Annotated in this window: 17 protein-coding genes; 8 read left to right on the top strand and 9 right to left on the bottom strand. The window is 61.7% G+C overall.

Annotated features, from left to right (window positions below; genetic code table 11):
* Positions 1–11: 11 nt before the first annotated feature.
* From pstA to AC3ZU9_RS13790, 4 genes are all read right to left on the bottom strand, one after another.
* A complete protein-coding gene (gene pstA / locus AC3ZU9_RS13805; protein ID WP_102061221.1) occupies positions 12–1,682 on the bottom strand; it encodes a phosphate ABC transporter permease PstA in 1,671 nt (556 codons plus the stop codon).
* A 15-nt stretch (positions 1,683–1,697) separates the two neighbouring features.
* On the bottom strand, positions 1,698–3,731 hold the full coding sequence (locus tag AC3ZU9_RS13800; protein WP_173390418.1) for an ABC transporter permease subunit: 2,034 nt from the start codon (positions 3,729–3,731) through the stop codon (positions 1,698–1,700).
* Positions 3,732–4,115: 384 nt separating this feature from the next.
* A complete protein-coding gene (locus AC3ZU9_RS13795; RefSeq protein ID WP_015886581.1) occupies positions 4,116–5,102 on the bottom strand; it encodes a phosphate ABC transporter substrate-binding protein PstS in 987 nt (328 codons plus the stop codon).
* Between the two features lie 274 nt (positions 5,103–5,376).
* Positions 5,377–6,666 (bottom strand): MFS transporter, encoded by a 1,290-nt coding sequence (locus AC3ZU9_RS13790; protein WP_015886582.1) that lies wholly within the window; start codon positions 6,664–6,666, stop codon positions 5,377–5,379.
* Between the two features lie 406 nt (positions 6,667–7,072).
* On the opposite strand from AC3ZU9_RS13790, the gene AC3ZU9_RS13785 reads away from it, so the two are divergent.
* Both AC3ZU9_RS13785 and AC3ZU9_RS13780 read left to right on the top strand, forming a co-directional pair.
* Positions 7,073–7,477, top strand: coding sequence for an acyl-CoA thioesterase (locus AC3ZU9_RS13785; protein WP_003176975.1), 405 nt, complete (start codon positions 7,073–7,075; stop codon positions 7,475–7,477).
* Positions 7,478–7,534: 57 nt separating this feature from the next.
* A complete protein-coding gene (locus AC3ZU9_RS13780; RefSeq protein ID WP_102061222.1) occupies positions 7,535–8,434 on the top strand; it encodes a D-hexose-6-phosphate mutarotase in 900 nt (299 codons plus the stop codon).
* 122 nt (positions 8,435–8,556) lie between these two features.
* On the opposite strand, the gene AC3ZU9_RS13775 is transcribed toward AC3ZU9_RS13780, so the two are convergent.
* From AC3ZU9_RS13775 to AC3ZU9_RS13755, 5 genes are all read right to left on the bottom strand, one after another.
* Positions 8,557–9,093 carry a DUF3299 domain-containing protein gene (locus tag AC3ZU9_RS13775; protein WP_017135795.1) on the bottom strand — a complete coding sequence of 179 codons (537 nt, stop codon included), beginning with the start codon at positions 9,091–9,093 and terminating at the stop codon, positions 8,557–8,559.
* Between the two features lie 78 nt (positions 9,094–9,171).
* A complete protein-coding gene (locus AC3ZU9_RS13770) occupies positions 9,172–9,417 on the bottom strand; it encodes a GlsB/YeaQ/YmgE family stress response membrane protein (RefSeq protein ID WP_015886585.1) in 246 nt (81 codons plus the stop codon).
* Positions 9,418–9,522: 105 nt separating this feature from the next.
* Positions 9,523–10,608, bottom strand: coding sequence for a 5-(carboxyamino)imidazole ribonucleotide synthase (locus AC3ZU9_RS13765; RefSeq protein ID WP_015886586.1), 1,086 nt, complete (start codon positions 10,606–10,608; stop codon positions 9,523–9,525).
* 11 nt (positions 10,609–10,619) lie between these two features.
* The gene (purE, locus tag AC3ZU9_RS13760; protein ID WP_003176980.1) at positions 10,620–11,111 is read right to left on the bottom strand and encodes a 5-(carboxyamino)imidazole ribonucleotide mutase; all 492 of its coding nucleotides are present in this window, start codon (positions 11,109–11,111) and stop codon (positions 10,620–10,622) included.
* Positions 11,112–11,442: 331 nt separating this feature from the next.
* Positions 11,443–12,351, bottom strand: a complete 909-nt coding sequence (locus tag AC3ZU9_RS13755; protein WP_010566930.1) for a LysR substrate-binding domain-containing protein — start codon at positions 12,349–12,351, stop codon at positions 11,443–11,445.
* 182 nt (positions 12,352–12,533) lie between these two features.
* Between AC3ZU9_RS13755 and aspA the strand changes: the two genes are divergently transcribed.
* The 6 genes from aspA to AC3ZU9_RS13725 all read left to right on the top strand — a co-directional run bounded on the left by aspA (position 12,534) and on the right by AC3ZU9_RS13725 (position 20,155).
* Entirely contained in the window at positions 12,534–13,958 is a 1,425-nt protein-coding gene (gene aspA, locus AC3ZU9_RS13750) for an aspartate ammonia-lyase (RefSeq protein WP_025854459.1), read from the top strand.
* A 392-nt stretch (positions 13,959–14,350) separates the two neighbouring features.
* Positions 14,351–15,796: an alanine/glycine:cation symporter family protein gene (locus AC3ZU9_RS13745; RefSeq protein WP_015886589.1), complete on the top strand. Its 1,446-nt coding sequence runs from the start codon at positions 14,351–14,353 to the stop codon at positions 15,794–15,796.
* 78 nt (positions 15,797–15,874) lie between these two features.
* Positions 15,875–16,855 carry an asparaginase gene (locus tag AC3ZU9_RS13740; RefSeq protein WP_064053214.1) on the top strand — a complete coding sequence of 327 codons (981 nt, stop codon included), beginning with the start codon at positions 15,875–15,877 and terminating at the stop codon, positions 16,853–16,855.
* A gap of 51 nt (positions 16,856–16,906) precedes the next feature.
* Positions 16,907–17,899: an AraC family transcriptional regulator gene (locus AC3ZU9_RS13735; protein ID WP_320399987.1), complete on the top strand. Its 993-nt coding sequence runs from the start codon at positions 16,907–16,909 to the stop codon at positions 17,897–17,899.
* A 133-nt stretch (positions 17,900–18,032) separates the two neighbouring features.
* Positions 18,033–19,067: a histone deacetylase family protein gene (locus AC3ZU9_RS13730; protein WP_490090855.1), complete on the top strand. Its 1,035-nt coding sequence runs from the start codon at positions 18,033–18,035 to the stop codon at positions 19,065–19,067.
* Positions 19,064–20,155 (top strand): polyamine ABC transporter substrate-binding protein, encoded by a 1,092-nt coding sequence (locus tag AC3ZU9_RS13725; protein ID WP_064053211.1) that lies wholly within the window; start codon positions 19,064–19,066, stop codon positions 20,153–20,155. The genes AC3ZU9_RS13730 and AC3ZU9_RS13725 overlap by 4 nt, the downstream gene beginning before the upstream one ends.
* The last annotated feature ends 64 nt before the right edge of the window (positions 20,156–20,219 follow it).

Here is a 20,219-nt window from a genome sequence, read left to right as displayed (position 1 = left end):
ATTGAAAAGCTTTAGCTGTCTAGCGCTTTGTATTTTTCGCGCAGGTGGTTACGGATCCACACCGCCGACAAGTTGAGCGTGGCGATCACCAGCACCAGCAGCAAGGCAGTGGCGTACACCAGCGGCCGTGCGGCTTCGACGTTGGGGCTCTGGAAGCCGACGTCATAAATATGGAAGCCCAGGTGCATGATCTTCTGGTCCAGGTGCAGGTACGGGTAGTTACCGTCCAGCGGCAGCGACGGCGCCAGTTTCACCACACCCACCAACATCAGCGGCGCCACTTCACCGGCGGCGCGGGCCACGGCGAGGATCATGCCGGTCATCATCGCCGGGCTGGCCATCGGCAGCACGATCTTCCACAGCGTTTCCGCCTTGGTCGCGCCGAGTGCCAGGGAACCTTCACGCACGGTGCGGGGAATCCGCGCCAGGCCTTCTTCGGTGGCCACGATCACCACCGGCACCGCCAGCAGCGCCAGGGTCAGCGAGGCCCACAGCAGGCCCGGGGTACCGAAGGTCGGGGCCGGCAGGGCCTCGGCGAAGAACAGGCGGTCAACCGAGCCACCCAATACATACACGAAGAAACCCAGGCCGAACACGCCGTAGACGATGGCCGGTACGCCGGCCAGGTTGTTCACGGCGATACGGATGATGCGTGTCAGGGTGTTCTGCTTGGCGTATTCACGCAGGTAAACCGCTGCCAGCACGCCGAACGGGGTCACGATCATCGCCATGATCAGGGTCATCATCACGGTGCCAAAGATGGCCGGGAAGATCCCGCCTTCAGTGTTGGCTTCGCGTGGGTCGTCGCTGAGGAATTCCCAGACCTTGCTGACGTAGAAACCAATCTTGGTCATCGTGCTCATGGCGTTAGGCTGGTAGGCGTGCACCACTTTGCCGATGCCGATTTCAATTTCCTTGCCGTTGCCATCGCGAGCGGTCAAAGCGTCACGGTTGAACTGGGCGTGCAGGTCGGCCAGGCGCGCTTCGATGTCCTGGTAACGGGCATTCAATTCGGCGCGGTCAGCGTCCATGTCGGCCTGGGCGGCGGCGTCGAGCTTGCCTTCCAGTTCCAGTTTGCGGCCATGCAGGCGGATACGCTCCAGGCCGGCGTTGATCGCGCCGATGTCGGATTTTTCCAGGGTCTTGAGCTGGGCGGCCAGCTTGTTCACACGGTCGACACGGGCCTGCAGCTCCGGCCACGCGGCCTCACCTTCAGCGATCACCTTGCCGTCCTGCTTCACGTTGACCAGGGTGCCGTAGAAATTGCCCCACTCACGCCGCTCGATGGTCATCAGGTTCGCAGGCGTGGTCTGGTCCTTGAGCCACTCGCCGACGATCCAGGTGAAGTCGTTGCCGTTCAGGTCGCGGTTACCGACCTTGATCAGCTCGCGCGTCATGAACTCCGGGCCTTGGTCCGGCACCGGCAGGCCAGCGCTTTTCAGGCGCTCGCGCGGCACTTCTTCTTTCTGCACCACTTCGCCGATGACGATATGGTTTTCCTGGCCCGGTACGTTGTAGTTGGCCTGGATCAGGTCGGCCGGCCAGAAGTGGCCCAGGCCACGTACCGCAATCACGGCCAGCAAACCAATGGTCATGATGACCGCGATGGACACCGCGCCACCGCTGATCCAGACGCCGGGGGCGCCGCTCTTGAACCATCCATTCAGGGAGTTCTGTTTCACAGACTTCTACCTTTCTTAAAGCGACGAGTATTTCTTGCGCAGACGCTGACGGATCAGCTCGGCGAGGGTGTTCATGATGAAGGTGAACAGCAGCAGCACCAGCGCCGAAAGGAACAGCACACGATAGTGGCTGCCACCGACTTCCGATTCCGGCATTTCCACCGCGACGTTCGCCGCCAGCGTGCGCAGGCCCTCGAACAGGTTCATCTCCATCACCGGGGTATTACCGGTGGCCATCAACACGATCATGGTCTCGCCGACGGCGCGGCCCATGCCGATCATCAGCGCCGAGAAAATCCCCGGGCTGGCGGTGAGGATGACCACGCGGGTCATGGTCTGCCACGGCGTGGCGCCGAGGGCCAGGGAGCCCAGGGTCAGGCCACGCGGCACGCTGAACACGGCGTCTTCGGCGATGGAGTAGATGTTCGGGATCACCGCAAAACCCATGGCCAAACCGACCACCAGAGCATTGCGTTGGTCGTAGGTGATGCCGAGGTCGTGGGAGATCCACATGCGCATGTCGCCGCCGAAGAACCAGGTTTCCAGGTACGGGCTCATGTACAGCGAGAGCCAACCCACGAACAGGATCACCGGGATCAGGATCGCGCTTTCCCAGCCATCCGGCACCCGCAAGCGGATCGACTCAGGCAAACGGCTGAACACAAAGCCGGCCACCAGGATGCCAATCGGCAACAGCATCAGCAGGCTGAAAATGCCCGGTAGATGCCCCTCGACATACGGCGCCAGGAACAGCCCGGCGAAGAAGCCGAGGATGACCGTCGGCATCGCTTCCATCAATTCGATCACCGGCTTGACCTTGCGGCGCAGGCTCGGGGCCATGAAGTAGGCGGTGTAGATCGCGGCGGCAACGGCCAGTGGCGCAGCCAGCAGCATGGCGTAGAACGCGGCCTTCAGGGTGCCGAAGGTCAGCGGGGCCAGGCTCATCTTGGGTTCGAAGTCGGTGTTGGCGGCGGTCGATTGCCAGACGTACTTGGGCTCGTCGTAGTTTTCGTACCAGACCTTGCTCCACAGCGCGCTCCAGGACACTTCCGGGTGCGGGTTGTCGAGCAGCAACGGTTGCAGCTTGCCGCCGGCTTCCACAATCACACGGTTGGCCCGCGGCGACATGCCGTACACGCCCTGGCCGTCGACCACCGGGTCCACCAGCAGGGTGCGGTGGGCGGTGCTGTGGAACACGCCGAACTTGCCGGAAGCGTCGAGGGCGGTGAAGCCTTTGCGGCGCTCTTCGGCGGAGATTTCAATGATGGGCGTAGTGCCCATCTGGAAAGTACGGATCTGTTTGAAGCGCTGCTCGCCATCCGGATCACGGGCCATGAACCACTGGGCCAGGCCGCCTTTGGAGTTACCAATGATCAACGAGATACCGCCCACCAATTGCGTACTGGCGGTGACTTCGGCGTTACCGTCTTCCAGCAGTTTGTAGCGACCGTTGAGGCTCTTGTCGCGCAGGCTGAACACATCGGCGAGGGCGCGGCCGTTGATCACATACAGCCATTGCTGGCGCGGGTCGATAAAGATCGCCTTCACCGGCTCGGTCATTTGCGGCAGTTCGACACGCTTCTGCTCGCTGGTGACTTCGCCGGTCATCATGTTTTCTTCGCGGCTCAGGGTCAGCACGTTCAGGTACGAACCGGCCGAGCCTGCAATCACCAGCGAGGTGTCAGTGGCGTTGAGGGCGACGTGCTCCAGCGGGCGGCCAGCGTCATCCAGCACGATCGGTGTTTCACCGTAGGGGTATTCGATCGCCGGAGAGATGGTTTTCTTGCCGTCCGGGTAGGACACCTTATAGGTATGGCGGAACACCAGGGACTGGCCGTTGGACAAGCCGAGGATCACCAGCGGGCTGCCCGGCTGGTCTTCACCTATGGAGACGACAGTCACGCCAGCCGGGAGCGGCAGGTCGACACGCTTGAGTTCGGCACCGGTCGTCACATCAAAGAACAACGCCTGGCCCTTGTCGGAAACCCGCATGGCGACTTGGTTCTGTTCTTCGAGCGAGATCAATAGCGGCTTGCCGGCGTCCTGCATCCAGGCGGGCGTCAGCGCATCTTCCTTGGTCAGCGAGGCGCCCTGGAACAACGGCGCGACGACATAGGCCAGGAAGAAGAAAATCAGAGTGATGGCGCCGAGGACGGCGAGGCCGCCGACCAGCACATACCAACGGGTGAGGCGATCCTTGAGCGCGCGAATGCGGCGCTTGCGTTGCAGCTCAGGCGTATTGAAGTCAATGCGCTTGGGGGGAGAAGTCGTCGTCATGGTGGAATTGGCCAGATCATTCATGCGCACACCCTAGCGATCCTGTATGACAGAAAGATGACAATGCAGTGACGCAACAAATCCGCCGCGAAGCAGGGCTGGCAGCGGACTAGAAAATTCGGGTGCGGAGCCGGCAGGCCGGCTCCGCAAAGGCAATCAGTTGCCTTCTTTCAGGCCCAGGTCAGCCAGCGCCTTGGCGGCGACTTTGGCTGGCAGTGGGATGTAGCCGTCTTTCACCACAACTTCTTGGCCCTGCTTCGACAGCACAAGCTTCACGAACTCAGCTTCCAGCGGAGCCAGCGGCTTGTTCGGGGCTTTGTTGACGTACACGTAGAGGAAACGCGACAGCGGGTATTTGCCGTTCAGGGCGTTTTCTTCGGTGTCTTCGATGAAGTCAGTGCTGCCTTTCTTGGCAAGGGCCACGGTCTTCACGCTGGCGGTCTTGTAGCCGATGCCCGAGTAACCGATGCCGTTCAGCGAGGAGCTGATCGACTGCACGACCGAAGCCGAGCCTGGTTGTTCGTTCACGTTTGGCTTGTAGTCGCCTTTGCACAGGGCTTCTTCTTTGAAGTAGCCGTAGGTGCCGGATACCGAGTTACGACCGAACAACTGCACCGGCTTGTTGGCCAGGTCGCCGGTCACACCCAGGTCGCCCCAGGTTTTCACGTCGGCTTTAGCGCCGCACAGACGAGTCGAAGAGAAGATCGCGTCGACTTGTTCCATGGTCAGGTGCTGGATCGGGTTGTCCTTGTGCACGAATACCGCCAGGGCATCCACGGCGACCGGGATAGCGGTTGGCTTGTAGCCGTACTTCTGCTCGAAGGCCGCCAGTTCGGTGTCCTTCATCTTGCGGCTCATCGGGCCCAGGTTGGAGGTGCCTTCAGTCAGCGCAGGTGGCGCGGTAGCGGAGCCGGCAGCTTGAATCTGAATGTTGACGTTCGGGTATTCCTTTTTGTAACCCTCGGCCCACAGGGTCATCAGGTTAGCCAAGGTATCGGAACCGACGCTGGACAAGTTGCCCGACACACCAGTGGTCTTAACGTAAGCCGGGATTGCCGGATCAACACCAGCGGCCACCGCGTTGGCGGTCGCAACGCCAGCAGCGACAAAAGTCATTGCCGCCATCAAACGTTTCAGTTTCATGCCTTGCTCCTAGCAGATAGGGATAGTTGGATCGGGGCCAAGTATCGGGAGGCCGTGTGAACACTCTATGTCCGCAATGTGACAATTAGATGAAAGGCCACTACTGAGAAGCGCAGGCTTATGAGGCGCAAAATATTGAATGAACACCGTCACTGTGGCGAGGGAGCTTGCTCCCGCTGGACTGCGTAGCAGTCCCATTCTTTTGAACAAAGACCAGGGCCGCTTCGCGACCCAGCGGGAGCAAGCTCCCTCGCCACAGGGGATCGGGTTGGTGTCAGCGTCCGCGCTTCCACAGATACCCGCCCACTGCCATCCCCATCACACACAGGGCAGCTACGTAGTAGGCCGGGCCCATCGGGCTTTCCTTCATCAGCAGCGACACCGCCAACGGCGTCAGGCCGCCGAACACGGCGTAGGCCACGTTGTAGGAGAACGACAAGCCACTGAAACGCACTACCGGCGGGAAGGCCTTGACCATTACATACGGCACCACACCGATGGTGCCCACGAACAAGCCGGTCAAGGTGTACAGCGGGAACAACCAGTCAGGATGCGCAAAGAGGCTGTGGTAAAGCGTCCAGGAAGTCGCGAGCAACAGCGCGCAACCGGCCACCAGCACGCGGCCAGCACCGAAGCGGTCGGCCAATGCGCCGGAGGCGATGCAGCCCAGGCTCAAGGTGACGATGGCCAGGCTGTTGGCCTGCAGCGCAACGGTCGGGCTGAAGTGATAAACCGTCTGCAGCACGGTCGGGGTCATCAGGATGACCACGACGACGCCGGCCGACAGCAGCCAGGTCAGCAGCATCGACAACACGATGGCGCCGCGGTGATCACGCAGCACGGCGCGCAATGGCAGCTCGGCGGCCAGGGTCTTGCGCTGCTGCATCTCGGCGAAGATCGGGGTTTCATGCAGCCAGCGGCGCAGGTACACCGACAGCAGGCCGAACACACCACCCAGCAGGAACGGGATACGCCAGGCGTAATCCGAGACCTGCTCCGGGCTATAAAGCGTGTTGATCGCAGTGGCCACCAGCGATCCCAGCAGGATCCCGGCGGTCAGGCCGCTGGTCAGCGTGCCGCAGGCGTAGCCGATGTGGCGTGGCGGTACGTGCTCTGAAACAAACACCCAGGCGCCCGGGACTTCACCACCGATGGCCGCGCCCTGGATGATGCGCATCAGCAGCAACAGGACTGGCGCCCACAGGCCGATCTGCGCGTAGGTTGGCAGCAGGCCCATGATCAGGGTCGGCACGGCCATCATGAAGATGCTCAGGGTGAACATCTTCTTGCGGCCCAGCAGGTCACCGAAGTGCGCCATGATGATGCCGCCCAGCGGGCGTGCCAGGTAACCGGCGGCGAAGATGCCAAAGGTCTGCATCATGCGCAGCCATTCGGGCATGTCGACGGGGAAGAAGAGTTTTCCGACCACGGTGGCGAAAAACACGAAAATGATGAAATCATAAAACTCCAGCGCCCCGCCCAAGGCAGACAGCGACAGGGTTTTGTAGTCGTTGCGGGTCAGCGGGCGCGACGGTTGCGCACTGCTTGCGGGCACGGAGGACATGGCAAGGCTTCTCTTATAGTAGTCAGCTTGATAAGGACGGCACGCCCGGGACTTGCGGCGGTCTGGCAAGATAGCAAATCGCTTGTAAAAGCACAGCGCCAGGAGAACAGTTGCGCGCAAAAGCCGCGATACAGCGCCTATTTACCGACCAAATGAGCGCCGGGAGGTCGTCGTGGCGCCAGGGTCTCGATATACTCGGCCCTTGCAAGCGCAAGACCCGCAGTCTTGAGGGGCTGCTGTGCCAAAACGTCGTTGGGTGCCGTCCAGCCGATTTGGCAGAGTTTCCCTTTAGTACGCCTTACGAGAAACGCATCACGCGGTGTATGTTGGTGCTGAAACGTTTTTTTCGAAGACGGCTATCCACTTGAAATACCCATGAAGCGTCACGGGTCAGAGGCCCCTCGGCATGATCGAACTCGAACAAGAAGATCCTATCCCGCAAGGCGACCTCGCCCTGCAAATCACCGCACTGCCGCGTGAAACCAACGGTTTCGGCGATATCTTCGGCGGCTGGCTGGTCGCCCAGATGGACTTGGCCGGCACCGCCATGGCCAGCAAGGTGGCAGGTGGTCGCGTGGCCACCGTGGCTATTGATCGAATGGCGTTCCTGGTACCGGTCGCGGTCGGTGCGCAGCTGTCCTTCTATACCCAGGCCCTGGAAATCGGCCGCAGCTCGATCCAGATGATGGTCGAAGTGTGGAGCGACGACCCGCTGTCCAGCGAATGGCGCAAGGTGACAGAGGCGGTGTTTGTATTCGTCGCTATCGATGGCAGCGGCCGCACGCGTTCCGTGCCTTCACGCGCGCGTTAAACCTCGCGGGTTTTTGACGGTCAATTGCCCCATTGCCTGCCATTAAGAGTGTCTGTTATGCCTACGCCCCACGTTGAGACCGTAAAGATCGACGAACTGGACTGCTGGCGCATCCGCCACAACGGCGCCGAGCTGATGATTGCCCAGCAGGGCGCACATATATTCAGTTACGGGCGCGAGGGCGAGCAGCCGCTGATTTGGCCGAACCCTGAGGCAATGTTCAAGAAAGGCAAAGGCATTCGTACCGGCGTACCGGTGTGCTGGCCGTGGTTTGGCGTGTTTGACCGTAACCCGCAGAGCGTTAAGGCCATGCGCCAGAGCGATCAGCCGGCCGGTGCTCACGGCTTTGTGCGTACAGCACTGTGGGAATTAGCCGACACCACACTCGAAGGCGAAGCGCTGCGGGTGGACCTGCAACTACCGGTTCCCGCAGGCGGCTTCCCCGGCTGGCCTCATCAGGTCGACCTGACCCTGAGCCTGCTGCTGGACGACCAACTGCATATCCGTCTGACCAGCCATAACCGTGGTACCGAGACAGTGACACTCAGCCAGGCGCTGCACACTTACTTCGCCGTCAGCGACGTACGTAACGTGCAGGTCGAAGGGCTGGACGGTGGGGCCTATATCGACACCGCCGACGGTTGGACCGAGAAGACGCAATCCGGTCTGCTGCACTTCACCGCCGAAACCGACCGCATCTACCTCGACACGCCGTCCCAGCTGAATATTGTCGATAAAGACTGGCAGCGCCGCATTCAGCTCACTGCCGAGGGCTCGAAATCGACCGTGATCTGGAACCCCTGGACCGAACGCGCCAAGGCGTTCGACGACATGGCCGACGATGGCTGGCAGGGCATGCTGTGCATCGAGACGGCGAATGTGCTGGATGATGTGGTGAGCCTGGCCCCAGGTGAAAGCCACACCTTGGGCGTGAGCATCACCGCTGTCGCCCTGTAGGAACGCCGATCAAAATGTGGGAGGGGGCTTGCCCCCGATCGCTGTCTATCAGTAGCAAATGTGCTGACTGATCCACTGCTATCGGGGGCAAGCCCCCTCCCACATTGGTTATATGTTGCCCTTTAAAGATCGGATTCCTTTACCACCCGCACTTTCCCCGCATCCAGCGCATACGCCGCATCCGCCAGGTCGTTATTCACCTTCTCCACCTTCAACGTGCCCGTGACCCACAGCGGCGTGTAGATGTCGTCCAGCTTCAACCCCTTGGGATAGCGCACCAGCACCAACTGGTTAGGTGGCGGAGGCGGCACGTGGATGCAGGCGCCTGGGTACGGCACCAGGAAAAACAGGGTGCTGCGACCCTTGGCGTCGGTCTCCAACGGTACTGGATAGCCGCCAATTCGGATGTTCTTGCCATTCATGGCGGCCACGGTCTTGGTGGAGTACATCACCGCCGGCAAGCCTTTGCTCTGCTTCAGGCCACCTTTGTCGGTGAACGTGCCTTGGGCTTCGGGGGAGTTGTGGTCGATCTCGGGCATGGCTTCGAGGGCTTTTTGATCTGACAGCGGCATCAGGTCAAGCCAATCGGTTTCCGGCAGTTCGCCGGCGTGGGCCAGGCCAGAGCCTAGTAATAGGAGCGTAAACAGAAGACGGCGCATGGAGAGGCTCGACAAGGTTAACAGTGTCGGCATTCTAGCCCCCTGCGCCTGCGCAGCGCAGAGGGCCGTGACGCTAAATCATTTTTTTCGCAGCAGGCCGTAGATCACCAGCAGCACGATGGCGCCGATCAGCGCACCGAGGAAACCTGCGCCTTGACCTGCCTGGTAGATGCCCAGGGCCTGCCCACCGTAGGTGGCGACCAGGGAACCTGCGATACCCAGCAGGATGGTCATGATCCAGCCCATGCTGTCGTCGCCTGGCTTCAGGAAACGCGCCAGCAGGCCGACGATCAAGCCGATAAAGATGGTTCCGATGATACCCATGGCATTTCCCTCTGATTGAATTGAGCTATGCCAAAGCCTAGTCAGGCTTTGGCATCCTGCAATCAGAGGATGGCGGTCACCGAATGGTTCCCGCCGAGTCCAGGCTTATTGCTCGGCGATCAGCGCCTCGACCTTGAGGATCTGCGCTTGCAGGGTCGCGCGGTCCTTGCAACGCAGGTTGGCGTGGCCGACCTTGCGCCCGGCCTTGAAGGCCTTGCCGTAGTGATGCAGATGGCAGTCGTCGATGGCGATGACTTTTTCCACTGGCGGTACCACACCGATGAAATTGAGCATGGCGCTCTCGCCGACCTTGGCCGTGGAGCCCAATGGCAAGCCCGCCACCGCCCGCAGGTGGTTTTCGAACTGGCTGCACTCGGCGCCTTCGGTGGTCCAATGCCCGGAGTTGTGCACGCGCGGGGCGATTTCGTTGGCCTTGAGGCCACCGTCGACTTCAAAGAACTCGAACGCCATCACGCCGACGTAATCCAGTTGCTTGAGCACACGGCTGGAATAGTCTTCGGCCAAGGCCTGCAGCGGGTGGTCGGTGCTGGCCACGGACAGCTTGAGGATGCCGCTGTCGTGGGTGTTGTGCACCAACGGGTAGAAGCGGGTTTCGCCATCACGGGCACGCACGGCGATCAGCGAGACTTCGCCGGTGAACGGCACGAAGCCTTCCAACAGGCAGGCGACGCTGCCCAGCTCGGCGAAGGTGCCGACCACATCGGCAGCCGTGCGCAGGACTTTCTGGCCCTTGCCGTCATAACCCAAGGTGCGGGTTTTCAGCACGGCCGGCAGGCCGATGCTGGCGACTGCAGCATCCAGGTCTGCCTGGGACTGGATATCGGCGAAGGCCGGGGTCGGGATGCCCAGGTCCTTGAACATGCTCTTTTCGAACCAGCGGTCGCGGGCGATGCGCAAGGCTTCGGCGCTTGGGTACACCGGTACGAACTGCGACAAGAACGCAACGGTTTCGGCCGGGACGCTTTCGAACTCGAAGGTGACCAGGTCGACTTCGTCGGCCAGTTGGCGCAGGTGGTCCGGGTCACTGTAGTCAGCGCGCAGATGCTCACCCAGCGCGGCCGCGCAGGCGTCCGGCGCCGGGTCCAGGAAAGCGAAGTTCATTCCCAGCGGGGTTCCGGCCAGGGCCAGCATGCGACCCAGTTGGCCGCCACCGATTACACCGATTTTCATCGTCAACAACCTCAGGCGATACGTGGGTCTGGATTGTCCAGCACGCTGTCTGTCTGTTCAGCACGGAATTTTTTCAGCACCGCGTGGAACTGCGGGTGCTTGGCGCCCAGGATGCTGGCGGACAGCAAGGCTGCGTTAATCGCACCGGCCTTGCCGATCGCCAGGGTCGCCACCGGAATGCCCGCAGGCATCTGCACGATGGACAACAGCGAGTCCACGCCCGAGAGCATCGCCGACTGCACCGGCACGCCGAGCACCGGGAGGTGGGTCTTGGCCGCACACATGCCTGGCAGGTGCGCTGCACCACCGGCACCGGCGATGATCACCTCGATGCCACGGGATTCTGCTTCATCGGCATACTGGAACAGCAAATCCGGAGTGCGGTGGGCGGAGACCACTTTCACTTCGTAGGGAATGCCGAGTTTTTCCAGCATATCGGCGGTGTGGCTAAGGGTGGACCAATCGGACTTGGAGCCCATGATCACGCCAACCAATGCACTCATCGTCGTGCCTCTTCTCTCTGGGCGCCCACAGGCGCGTCAAAAAACAACAAGCCACGCGGGAAATCCGGCGTGGCTTGGTGTACGAATTAAGGCCGGTTGGACCGGCCGAAGGCCGCGCAGTATACCGTAATAATGCAGATAAACAGCCCCTGGAATGACCATCTGTCCAGTGGCGCAAAGCGGCGGTTTTATTGACTTAAGAGTCAGCCAAATCACCACAAAACCCTGTGGGAGGGGGCTTGCTCCCGATGACGGTGTGTCAGGCACTTATCTGTCACTGATACACCGCTATCGGGGGCAAGCCCCCTCCCACATTTGCCCGGTGTCAGGTTCAAGTATTCTGCGCCGCGCCACCTTCCAGTTTTCGCCACAACAACCGCACATTCGCCTTGCGCACCAACGCGCAGCGATACAAGCGGATCTCCAATGGCACATGCCATTGCGGACCGCCGCAGACAACCAGTTCTCCGCGAGCGAGTTCGGCGCGCACGCTCAACTGTGGCACCCAGGCAATGCCCAGGCCTTCCAACGCCATGCTCTTGAGGCTATCGGCCATGGCAGTTTCGTAAACCGTCGTAAAACGCAGGGCGCGTTGGCGCAACAGTAAATGCACCGAGCGGCCGAGGAACGCGCCAGCGCTGTACGCCAGCAGCGGCACACTGCCCTCGCCTTCCAGGTCAAACAACGGTTTACCGTCGGCATCAGCGGCGCACACCGGGAGCATCTCGGTGTTGCCCAGGTGCAGGGACGGGAAGATTTCGGCGTCCATCTGCATGGCGGCGTCCGGGTCGTAGAACGCCAGCATCAGGTCACACCCCCCTTCGCGCAGGGCGTGCACGGCGTCACCGACGTTGGTGGCGACCAAGCGGGTGGCAATGTTCAGGCCTTCGTTGCGCAGCTGTGCGATCCAGCGGGGGAAGAAGCCCAGCGCCAACGAGTGAGCCGCCGCCACTTGCATGACTTCGCCCTGCCCGCCTTCCAAGTGGTGCAAATGGCGCAGCACTTCACCGAGTTGTTCCACCACGGTGCGCGCCGTGACTAAAAACAACTGCCCCGCCGCCGTCAGCTCTACCGGCGTACGCGAGCGGTTGACCAGGGTCAGGCCCAACGCGGCTTCCAGGCTGCGGATACGTCGACTGAACGCCGGCTGGGTGACGAAGCGTCGCTCGGCGGCCTGGGAAAAGCTGCGGGTCGCTGCCAGGGCACTGAAGTCTTCCAGCCATTTGCTCTCAAGGTTCATCACGTCCTCCCACGGGTACGCACCATTTTGGCACACACGCCCGCCATCATAGCTGGGTCACACTCACATTATGCCGTTTGTGCATAGGCCAGTGTTTAACAGCATTGGCCCAAAAACTTCCACAAGCCTAGCATTCGCAGCGTTCCGGCCAGTTCCGGGTCCATATCGAGATGATTTCCGTCATGTCCTCCGCTGCATCATTCCGCACAGAAAAAGACCTGCTTGGCGTACTCGAAGTACCTGCCCAAGCGTATTACGGCATCCAGACCCTGCGAGCGGTGAATAACTTCCGCCTCTCGGGCGTTCCGATTTCGCATTACCCGAAATTGGTGGTCGGCCTGGCAATGGTCAAGCAAGCGGCGGCAGATGCCAACCGCGAGCTCGGTCAGCTCAGCGAAGCCAAGCACGCTGCCATCAGCGAAGCCTGTGCCCGCTTGATCCGCGGCGACTTCCACGAAGAGTTCGTGGTGGACATGATTCAAGGCGGCGCCGGCACTTCAACCAACATGAATGCCAACGAAGTCATCGCCAACATCGCGTTGGAGGCCATGGGCCACAACAAGGGCGAGTACCAGTACCTGCACCCCAACAACGACGTGAACATGGCGCAGTCGACCAACGACGCCTACCCGACCGCGATCCGCTTGGGTCTGCTGCTGGGCCATGACGCGCTGCTGGCCAGCCTCGACAGCCTGATCCAGGCATTCGCCGCCAAGGGCGTCGAGTTCAGCCACGTGCTGAAAATGGGCCGCACCCAATTGCAAGACGCCGTGCCGATGACCCTCGGCCAGGAATTCCGCGCCTTCGCCACCACCCTCGGTGAAGACCTGGCGCGCTTGAAAACCCTGGCGCCAGAGCTGCTGACCGAAGTGAACCTGGGCGGCACCGCCATCGGTACCGGCATCAACGCCGACCCGCGTTATCAAGCCCTGGCGGTACAACGCCTGGCGGTGATCAGCGGCCAGCCGGTTGTGCCTGCCGCCGACCTGATCGAAGCCACCTCCGACATGGGCGCCTTCGTGCTGTTCTCCGGCATGCTCAAGCGCACCGCAGTGAAGCTGTCGAAGATCTGCAACGACCTGCGCCTGCTGTCCAGCGGCCCACGCACCGGCATCAACGAGATCAACTTGCCGGCGCGCCAGCCAGGCAGCTCGATCATGCCCGGCAAGGTCAACCCGGTAATCCCGGAAGCGGTTAACCAAGTCGCGTTCCAAGTGATCGGTAACGACCTGGCCCTGACCATGGCAGCCGAAGGCGGCCAACTGCAGCTGAACGTGATGGAGCCGCTGATCGCCTTCAAGATCTTCGACTCGATCCGTCTGCTGCAACGCGCCATGGACATGCTGCGCGAACACTGCATCGTCGGCATCACCGCCAACGAAGCGCGCTGCCGCGAACTGGTGGAGCACTCCATCGGCCTGGTCACCGCGCTGAACCCGTACATCGGCTATGAAAACGCCACCCGCATCGCCCGCATCGCCCTCGAAAGCGGCCGCGGCGTGCTGGAACTGGTGCGCGAAGAAGGCTTGCTCGACGACGCCATGCTCGACGACATCCTGCGCCCCGAAAACATGATCGCTCCACGCTTGGTCCCGTTGAAGGCCTAAGCGTCTGTTGCACTGCTCACCAGGCTGAGGGACTAGACACCTCTCACCTTTTGAGGGCCTGAAGGCTCGTTCTTCAGGCCCTTTTTTTTGCCCCAAGGTTGTGAAATGACGCCCATAAAAACTCCAATATCGCCCTGCAAATCCACCGCCCCCTCAGTCGCATGGCTGAAACCTTTAATCAGCCCGAGCAGACGGATCTCGTTCGCCTAGGTATAGTGCCGCCCCTCTTCGCGTGTGCGGCCGTCGGTAACGAGGCCCAGGTACAACGCGAAACCGCATGAATAACAACCCGCAAAAGGATTGGGGTCGAACTGTCGCGCACTGCCTGGTGCGATGCGATGGCGTCGAACCGTCCTGCGTTTGCCATTAGAAAAATCAGCGAGGAACACTCCATGCTCGAAGTCATCAACGACTTCCTCTCAGGGAAAGTACTGATCGTGCTCATTGTCGGGCTCGGCGGTTATTTCACGATTCGCTCGCGTTTCGTACAGTTGCGCCACTTTTTCCACATGTTCTCAGTGTTCAAAGACAGCCTGAAGAGCAGCTCCGGCCAGCTCAGTTCGTTCCAGGCGCTGATGCTCAGCCTGGCCGGCCGCGTCGGTGCCGGTAACATCGCCGGTGTCGGCATTGCCGTGACATTGGGTGGCCCAGGTGCCGTGTTCTGGATGTGGGTCACCGCGCTGGTGGGCATGTCTTCGAGCTTTATCGAGTGCTCCCTCGGCCAGCTGTACAAACGCACTGACGCCGAAGGCACCTACCGTGGCGGCCCCGCGTATTACATCCAGCACGGCCTGCACAAGCGCTGGCTGGGTATGGTCATGGCGTTCCTGCTGCTGGTGACCTTCGGCTTTGCCTTCAACGGCCTGCAAGCCCATGCCGTGACGCACTCGCTGAACAACGCTTTCGGCCTGGACACCACCTACACCGGCCTGGCCCTCGCAGTATTGCTGGGCTTGGTGTTCATCGGCGGGATCAAGCGCATCGCTTCGATCGCCGACCTGCTGGTGCCGGTCAAGACCCTGGTCTACATCGCCGTGACCCTGTACGTGATCGTGCTGCAGTTCGACCACGTACCCGCCATGCTCGCAACCATCGTCAAGAGCGCGTTCGGCCTCGACCAGGCCTTCGGCGGCCTGGTGGGCAGCGCGATCATCATGGGTGTTAAGCGCGGCGTGTTCGCCAACGAAGCCGGTTTGGGCAGTGCGCCTAACGTGGCGGCGGTGGCGTCGGTAGAACACCCGATCGCCCAAGGCGTGGTGCAAGCGTTCAGCGTGTTCCTCGACACGTTCGTGATCTGTACCTGCACCGCCTTGCTGATCCTGCTCTCCGGTTTCTACACCCCAGGCTTCGAAGGCGACGGCATTGCCCTGACCCAGAACTCCCTGGCGGCAGTGGTCGGTGATTGGGGCCGCATGTTCATCTCGGTGGCCCTGGCGTTGTTCGTGTTCACCTCGATCATGTACAACTACTACCTCGGTGAGAGCAACCTGCGCTTCCTGGTGGGTAACAACCGCAAAGTGTTGATGGGCTATCGCGCACTGGTGCTGGTGCTGATTTTCTGGGGTTCCATCGAAAACCTGGGCACCGTGTTCGCCTTCGCCGACATCACCATGACGATGCTGGCGTTCGTTAACCTGTTCGCCCTGGCGTTCCTGTTCAAGATCGCCATGCGCATCCTGAACGACTACGACAACCAGCGCGCCGCCGGCATCAAGACCCCGGTGTTCGACTCCAGCCAGTTCCCAGACCTGGACCTGGACCGCAAGGCCTGGCCGGCCAATCCGGCAAAACCGGACGTTGCCGTCTCGGCTGAACTGAACGCTCAAGCGCAACGCTGAGCGTAGATAGATGACACGCCGCCTGGCCTTGGGCATGCTCTGGGCCCGGCGGCGTTTTTCGTTCAGGAGAGTGTTCAGATGACCCAACCAGCCCAAAACGTCATGGTGCTCTACACCGGCGGCACCATCGGCATGCAGGCCAGCGCCAACGGCCTGGCACCCGCATCCGGTTTCGAAGCGCGCATGCGCGAGCAACTGGCCCATCAGCCAGTGCCTGCGTGGCGATTCCGCGAAATGGCCCCGCTGATCGACAGCGCCAACATGACCCCGGCCTACTGGCAACAATTGCGCATCGCGGTCGTCGAGGCCGTGGAAGGCGGCTGCGACGCAGTACTGATCCTGCACGGCACCGACACCTTGGCCTACAGCGCGGCAGCCATGAGCTTTCAATTGCTGGGCTTGCCGGCGCCGGTGGTGTTCACCGGTTCCATGCTGCCCGCCGGCGTGCCCGACAGCGACGCCTGGGAAAACGTCAGCGGTGCCCTGGCAGCATTGGGCCAAGGCCTGGCGCCCGGTGTGCAGTTGTACTTCCATGGCGCACTGATGGCGCCGACCCGTTGCGCGAAGATCCGCAGCTTTGGTCGCCATCCGTTTGCAGCCTTGCAGCGCAACGGCGGCGTGGCCAAGGCCGAGGCCATTCCTGCAGCGCTGGATTATCGCCAAGCCAAAGCCCTGGCCAACGTCGGCGTGCTGCCGTTGGTGCCGGGCATCGGCGCCGGGCAACTGGATGCGCTGATCGACAGCGGCCTCCAGGCGCTGGTCCTCGAATGCTTCGGCAGCGGCACCGGGCCAAGCGATAACCCGGCGTTCCTGGCCAGCCTCCAGCGTGCCCACGACCAAGGTGTGGTGGTGGTCGCGATCACCCAATGCCATGAAGGCGGCGTGGAGCTGGACGTGTACGAAGCCGGCAGCCGGTTACGCGGCGTCGGCGTACTGTCCGGTGGCGGCATGACCCGCGAAGCGGTGTTCGGCAAGCTGCAGGCCCTGCTCGGTGCGAGTCTTGCAACGCCTGAGGTCCGCCGCCTGGTGGAACTGGACCTGTGCGGCGAACTGAGCTGACCGGCATATAACTTGCTCCCCTTCCAGCCATCTCCTGGCTGGAAGCCCCCCATGCTGCACTCCCACCTCACGACCCTCAACGCGGTCTCGCTGGTGCTCAGTACCTTCAAGGCCGAAGGCTGGCCCGCCGAGACGCTGCTGGCCGGCAGCGGTATCTGCGCGGCGGACTTGAGCCGCGCCGACACGCGCATCGCCACGCATCAGGAGATGCAGGTGTGCGCCAATGCCGTGGCCCTGCAGCGCGATATCGGCCTGATCGTGGGGCGCCGCATGCATGTATCTTCCTACGGCATGCTCGGCTATGCCCTGCTCACGAGTGCCACTTTCGGTGACGCTTTGCGCCTGGCCCTGCGTTATCCGGCGCTGTTGGGAACACTGTTCGAGCTGAGCCTGGAGGAGGACGGCGGACGTATCTGGTTCACCGCGGGCGATTATCGCGATAACCCGGCCCTGACCGCCTTCAATGTCGAGCTGTGCCTCGGGTCGCTGAAGGTCATTTGCGACGACCTGCTCGGCCATCCACTGCCCTTGCTGGGCGCGCGCTTCGAGCACGATGCACCGGATTATCAAGCGCGCTACGCCGAGAGTTTCGACTGCCCGTTGCAGTTCCAGGCCACCGCCAATGCGTTCGCCTTTGACACACGCTGGCTCGCCCAGCCTTTGCCGCTGGCCGACAGCGTGACCCACCAGGCCATGGCCGAGCGCTGCCGTAAACAGAACACCGAATTCACCGGGCGCGAAGCCTGGCTGGGGCGAATCCGCCAATTGCTCGCGGCGCAACTGCACGCCGCACCCGGGCTGGATGGCCTGGCCCAACAGATGAACTGTTCGCCACGCACCCTGCGCCGACACCTGCATGACCTGGGCTGCAGCTATCAGGAACTGCTGGATGAGCTGCGTTTCGAACGCGCCAAGCAATTGCTGGCGCAACACCAATGCCCCATCTACCGGATTGCCGAGCAGCTGGGCTTCAGCGAGACCGCCAGCTTCCGGCATGCCTTCGTGCGCTGGAGCGGCGTGGCGCCGAGCCAATTTCGCGCATGACGCGCTATTGAGGGGCGAATTACGGACAGAAAATCTGGCCATATTTATCCCCTTTTGGCCGCTCTTGCCGTTCTCATAACCTCCGCCGCCAGCAAGACTGCAGGCACCGATACCGCCTGCGGAGAACAACAATATGCTGACGATCTACTCAGACGATCACCACCTGCACCACGGCCGTTGTGAACTGATGGACGGGCAACTGATGCCCTGCTTTGAAATGCCCTCGCGCGCCGACCATGTGCTGCAACGGGTCAAGGACCGTGAGCTGGGCGCCGTCCAAGCCCCGCACGACTTTGGCCTGGCGCCGCTGCAACGCATCCACAGCCGTGACTACCTCGACTTCTTCAAAGGTGCATGGCAACGCTGGACCGAGTTCGGCCAGGACGGCGACCTGCTGCCCTACACCTGGCCGGCCCGCACCTTGCGCCGCGTATTGCCCACCAGCCTGCACGGCCAACTCGGTTATTACAGCTTCGACGGCGGCGCCCCGATTACCGCCGGCACTTGGCAAGCCGCCTATAGCGCGGCCCAAGTGGCGCTGACGGCGCAACAAGCAATCCAGCAAGGCGCCCGCAGTGCCTTCGCCCTTTGCCGGCCACCGGGGCACCACGCCGCCAGTGACTTGATGGGCGGCTATTGCTACCTCAACAACGCCGCCATTGCAGCCCAGGCGTTTCTCGACCAGGGCCACCGAAAGGTCGCGATCCTGGACGTGGACTACCACCACGGCAACGGCACCCAATCGATCTTTTATGCGCGCAACGACGTGCTGTTCACCTCGATCCACGGTGACCCGGCGGCGGAATTTCCGTTTTTTCTCGGCTATGCCGACGAACTGGGCGAGGGCGCGGGGGCAGGCTTCAATGTCAACTACCCGTTGCCCGCCGGTTCCGGCTGGGAGCGCTGGAGCGCAGCGCTGGAACAGGCTTGCAACGAAATTGAACGTTATGGGGCCGACATCATTGTGGTGTCCCTGGGGGTGGACACCTTCAAGGACGACCCTATCTCGCAATTCAAACTCGACAGCCCGGATTACCTGGCAATGGGCGCACGCATCGCCCACTTGGGCAGACCCACGCTGTTTGTGATGGAAGGCGGCTACGCGGTGGAAGAAATCGGCATCAATGCCGTCAATGTTCTCGAAGGTTTTGAAGGGGCTGCCCAATGAACATGCTCAAGTCACTTATCCTCTGCGCCACCGTTATCAGCGGCGTGGCCCACGCCGAAGAAAAAACCCTGCGCGTCTATAACTGGTTCGACTACATCACGCCCAAGGCGCTGGAGGACTTCAAGGCGCAGAACCCCGCCATCAAATTGGTGTACGACATTTTCGACACCAACGAGGCGCTGGAAGCCAAGCTGCTCACCGGCAACTCCGGGTATGACGTGGTGGTGCCGTCCAACGTGTTCCTGGCCAAGCAGATCGAGGCCGGCGTATTCCAGCCGTTGGACCGCAGCCAGTTACCGAACTGGAACCACCTCGACCCCAAGCTGATGAAGCTGATCGAAGCCAACGACCCCGGTAACAAATTCGCCGTGCCCTACATGTACGGCACCATCCTGATCGGCTTTAACCCGGACAAGGTCAAGGCCGCGCTGGGCGCCGATGCGCCGGTGGACAGCTGGGACCTGATCTTCAAGGAAGAAAACATCAGCAAGCTCAAGCAATGTGGCGTCGCGCTGCTGGACTCCCCCTCGGAAATCCTGCCCCTGGCCCTGCAGCACCTGGGGCTGGACCCCAACAGCAGCAACCCCAAGGATTATGAAAAAGCCGAAGCGTTGCTGCTGAAGATCCGCCCCTCTGTCACCTACTTCCATTCCTCCAAGTACATGGCCGACATCGCCAACGGCGACATCTGCGTAGCCGTCGGTTACTCAGGCAGCTTCTCCCAGGCCGCCAACCGCGCCAAAGAGGCCAAGAACGGTGTCACCGTGGACATGCGCCTGCCCAAGGAAGGGGCACCGATCTGGTTCGACATGCTCGCCATTCCAAAAGGCGCAAAAAACCCGCAGGACGCCTACACCTTCATCAACTACTTACTGCAACCGGCCGTGATCGCGCCCATCAGCGACTTCGTCGGTTACCCCAACCCGAACAAGGACGCCACCGAGCAGGTCGACCCGTCGATTCGCAACAACCCCAACCTGTACCCGACCGAGGCGGCCATGGCCACGCTGTACACCTTGAAACCGCTGACCCGGGATGCCGAGCGCGCCAGGACCAGGGCCTGGACCAAAATCAAGTCGGGTACCTGATCGCCGATTCCACCGCAGGGCCTGAGGGGTTGACCTTGACTTAACTACCGCTCGCCGAGTGGGC

Source organism: Pseudomonas sp. A39, from assembly GCF_058145955.1.
Note: the sequence above shows the minus strand (reverse complement) of the source record. Positions and strands in the feature narration are given on the sequence as shown.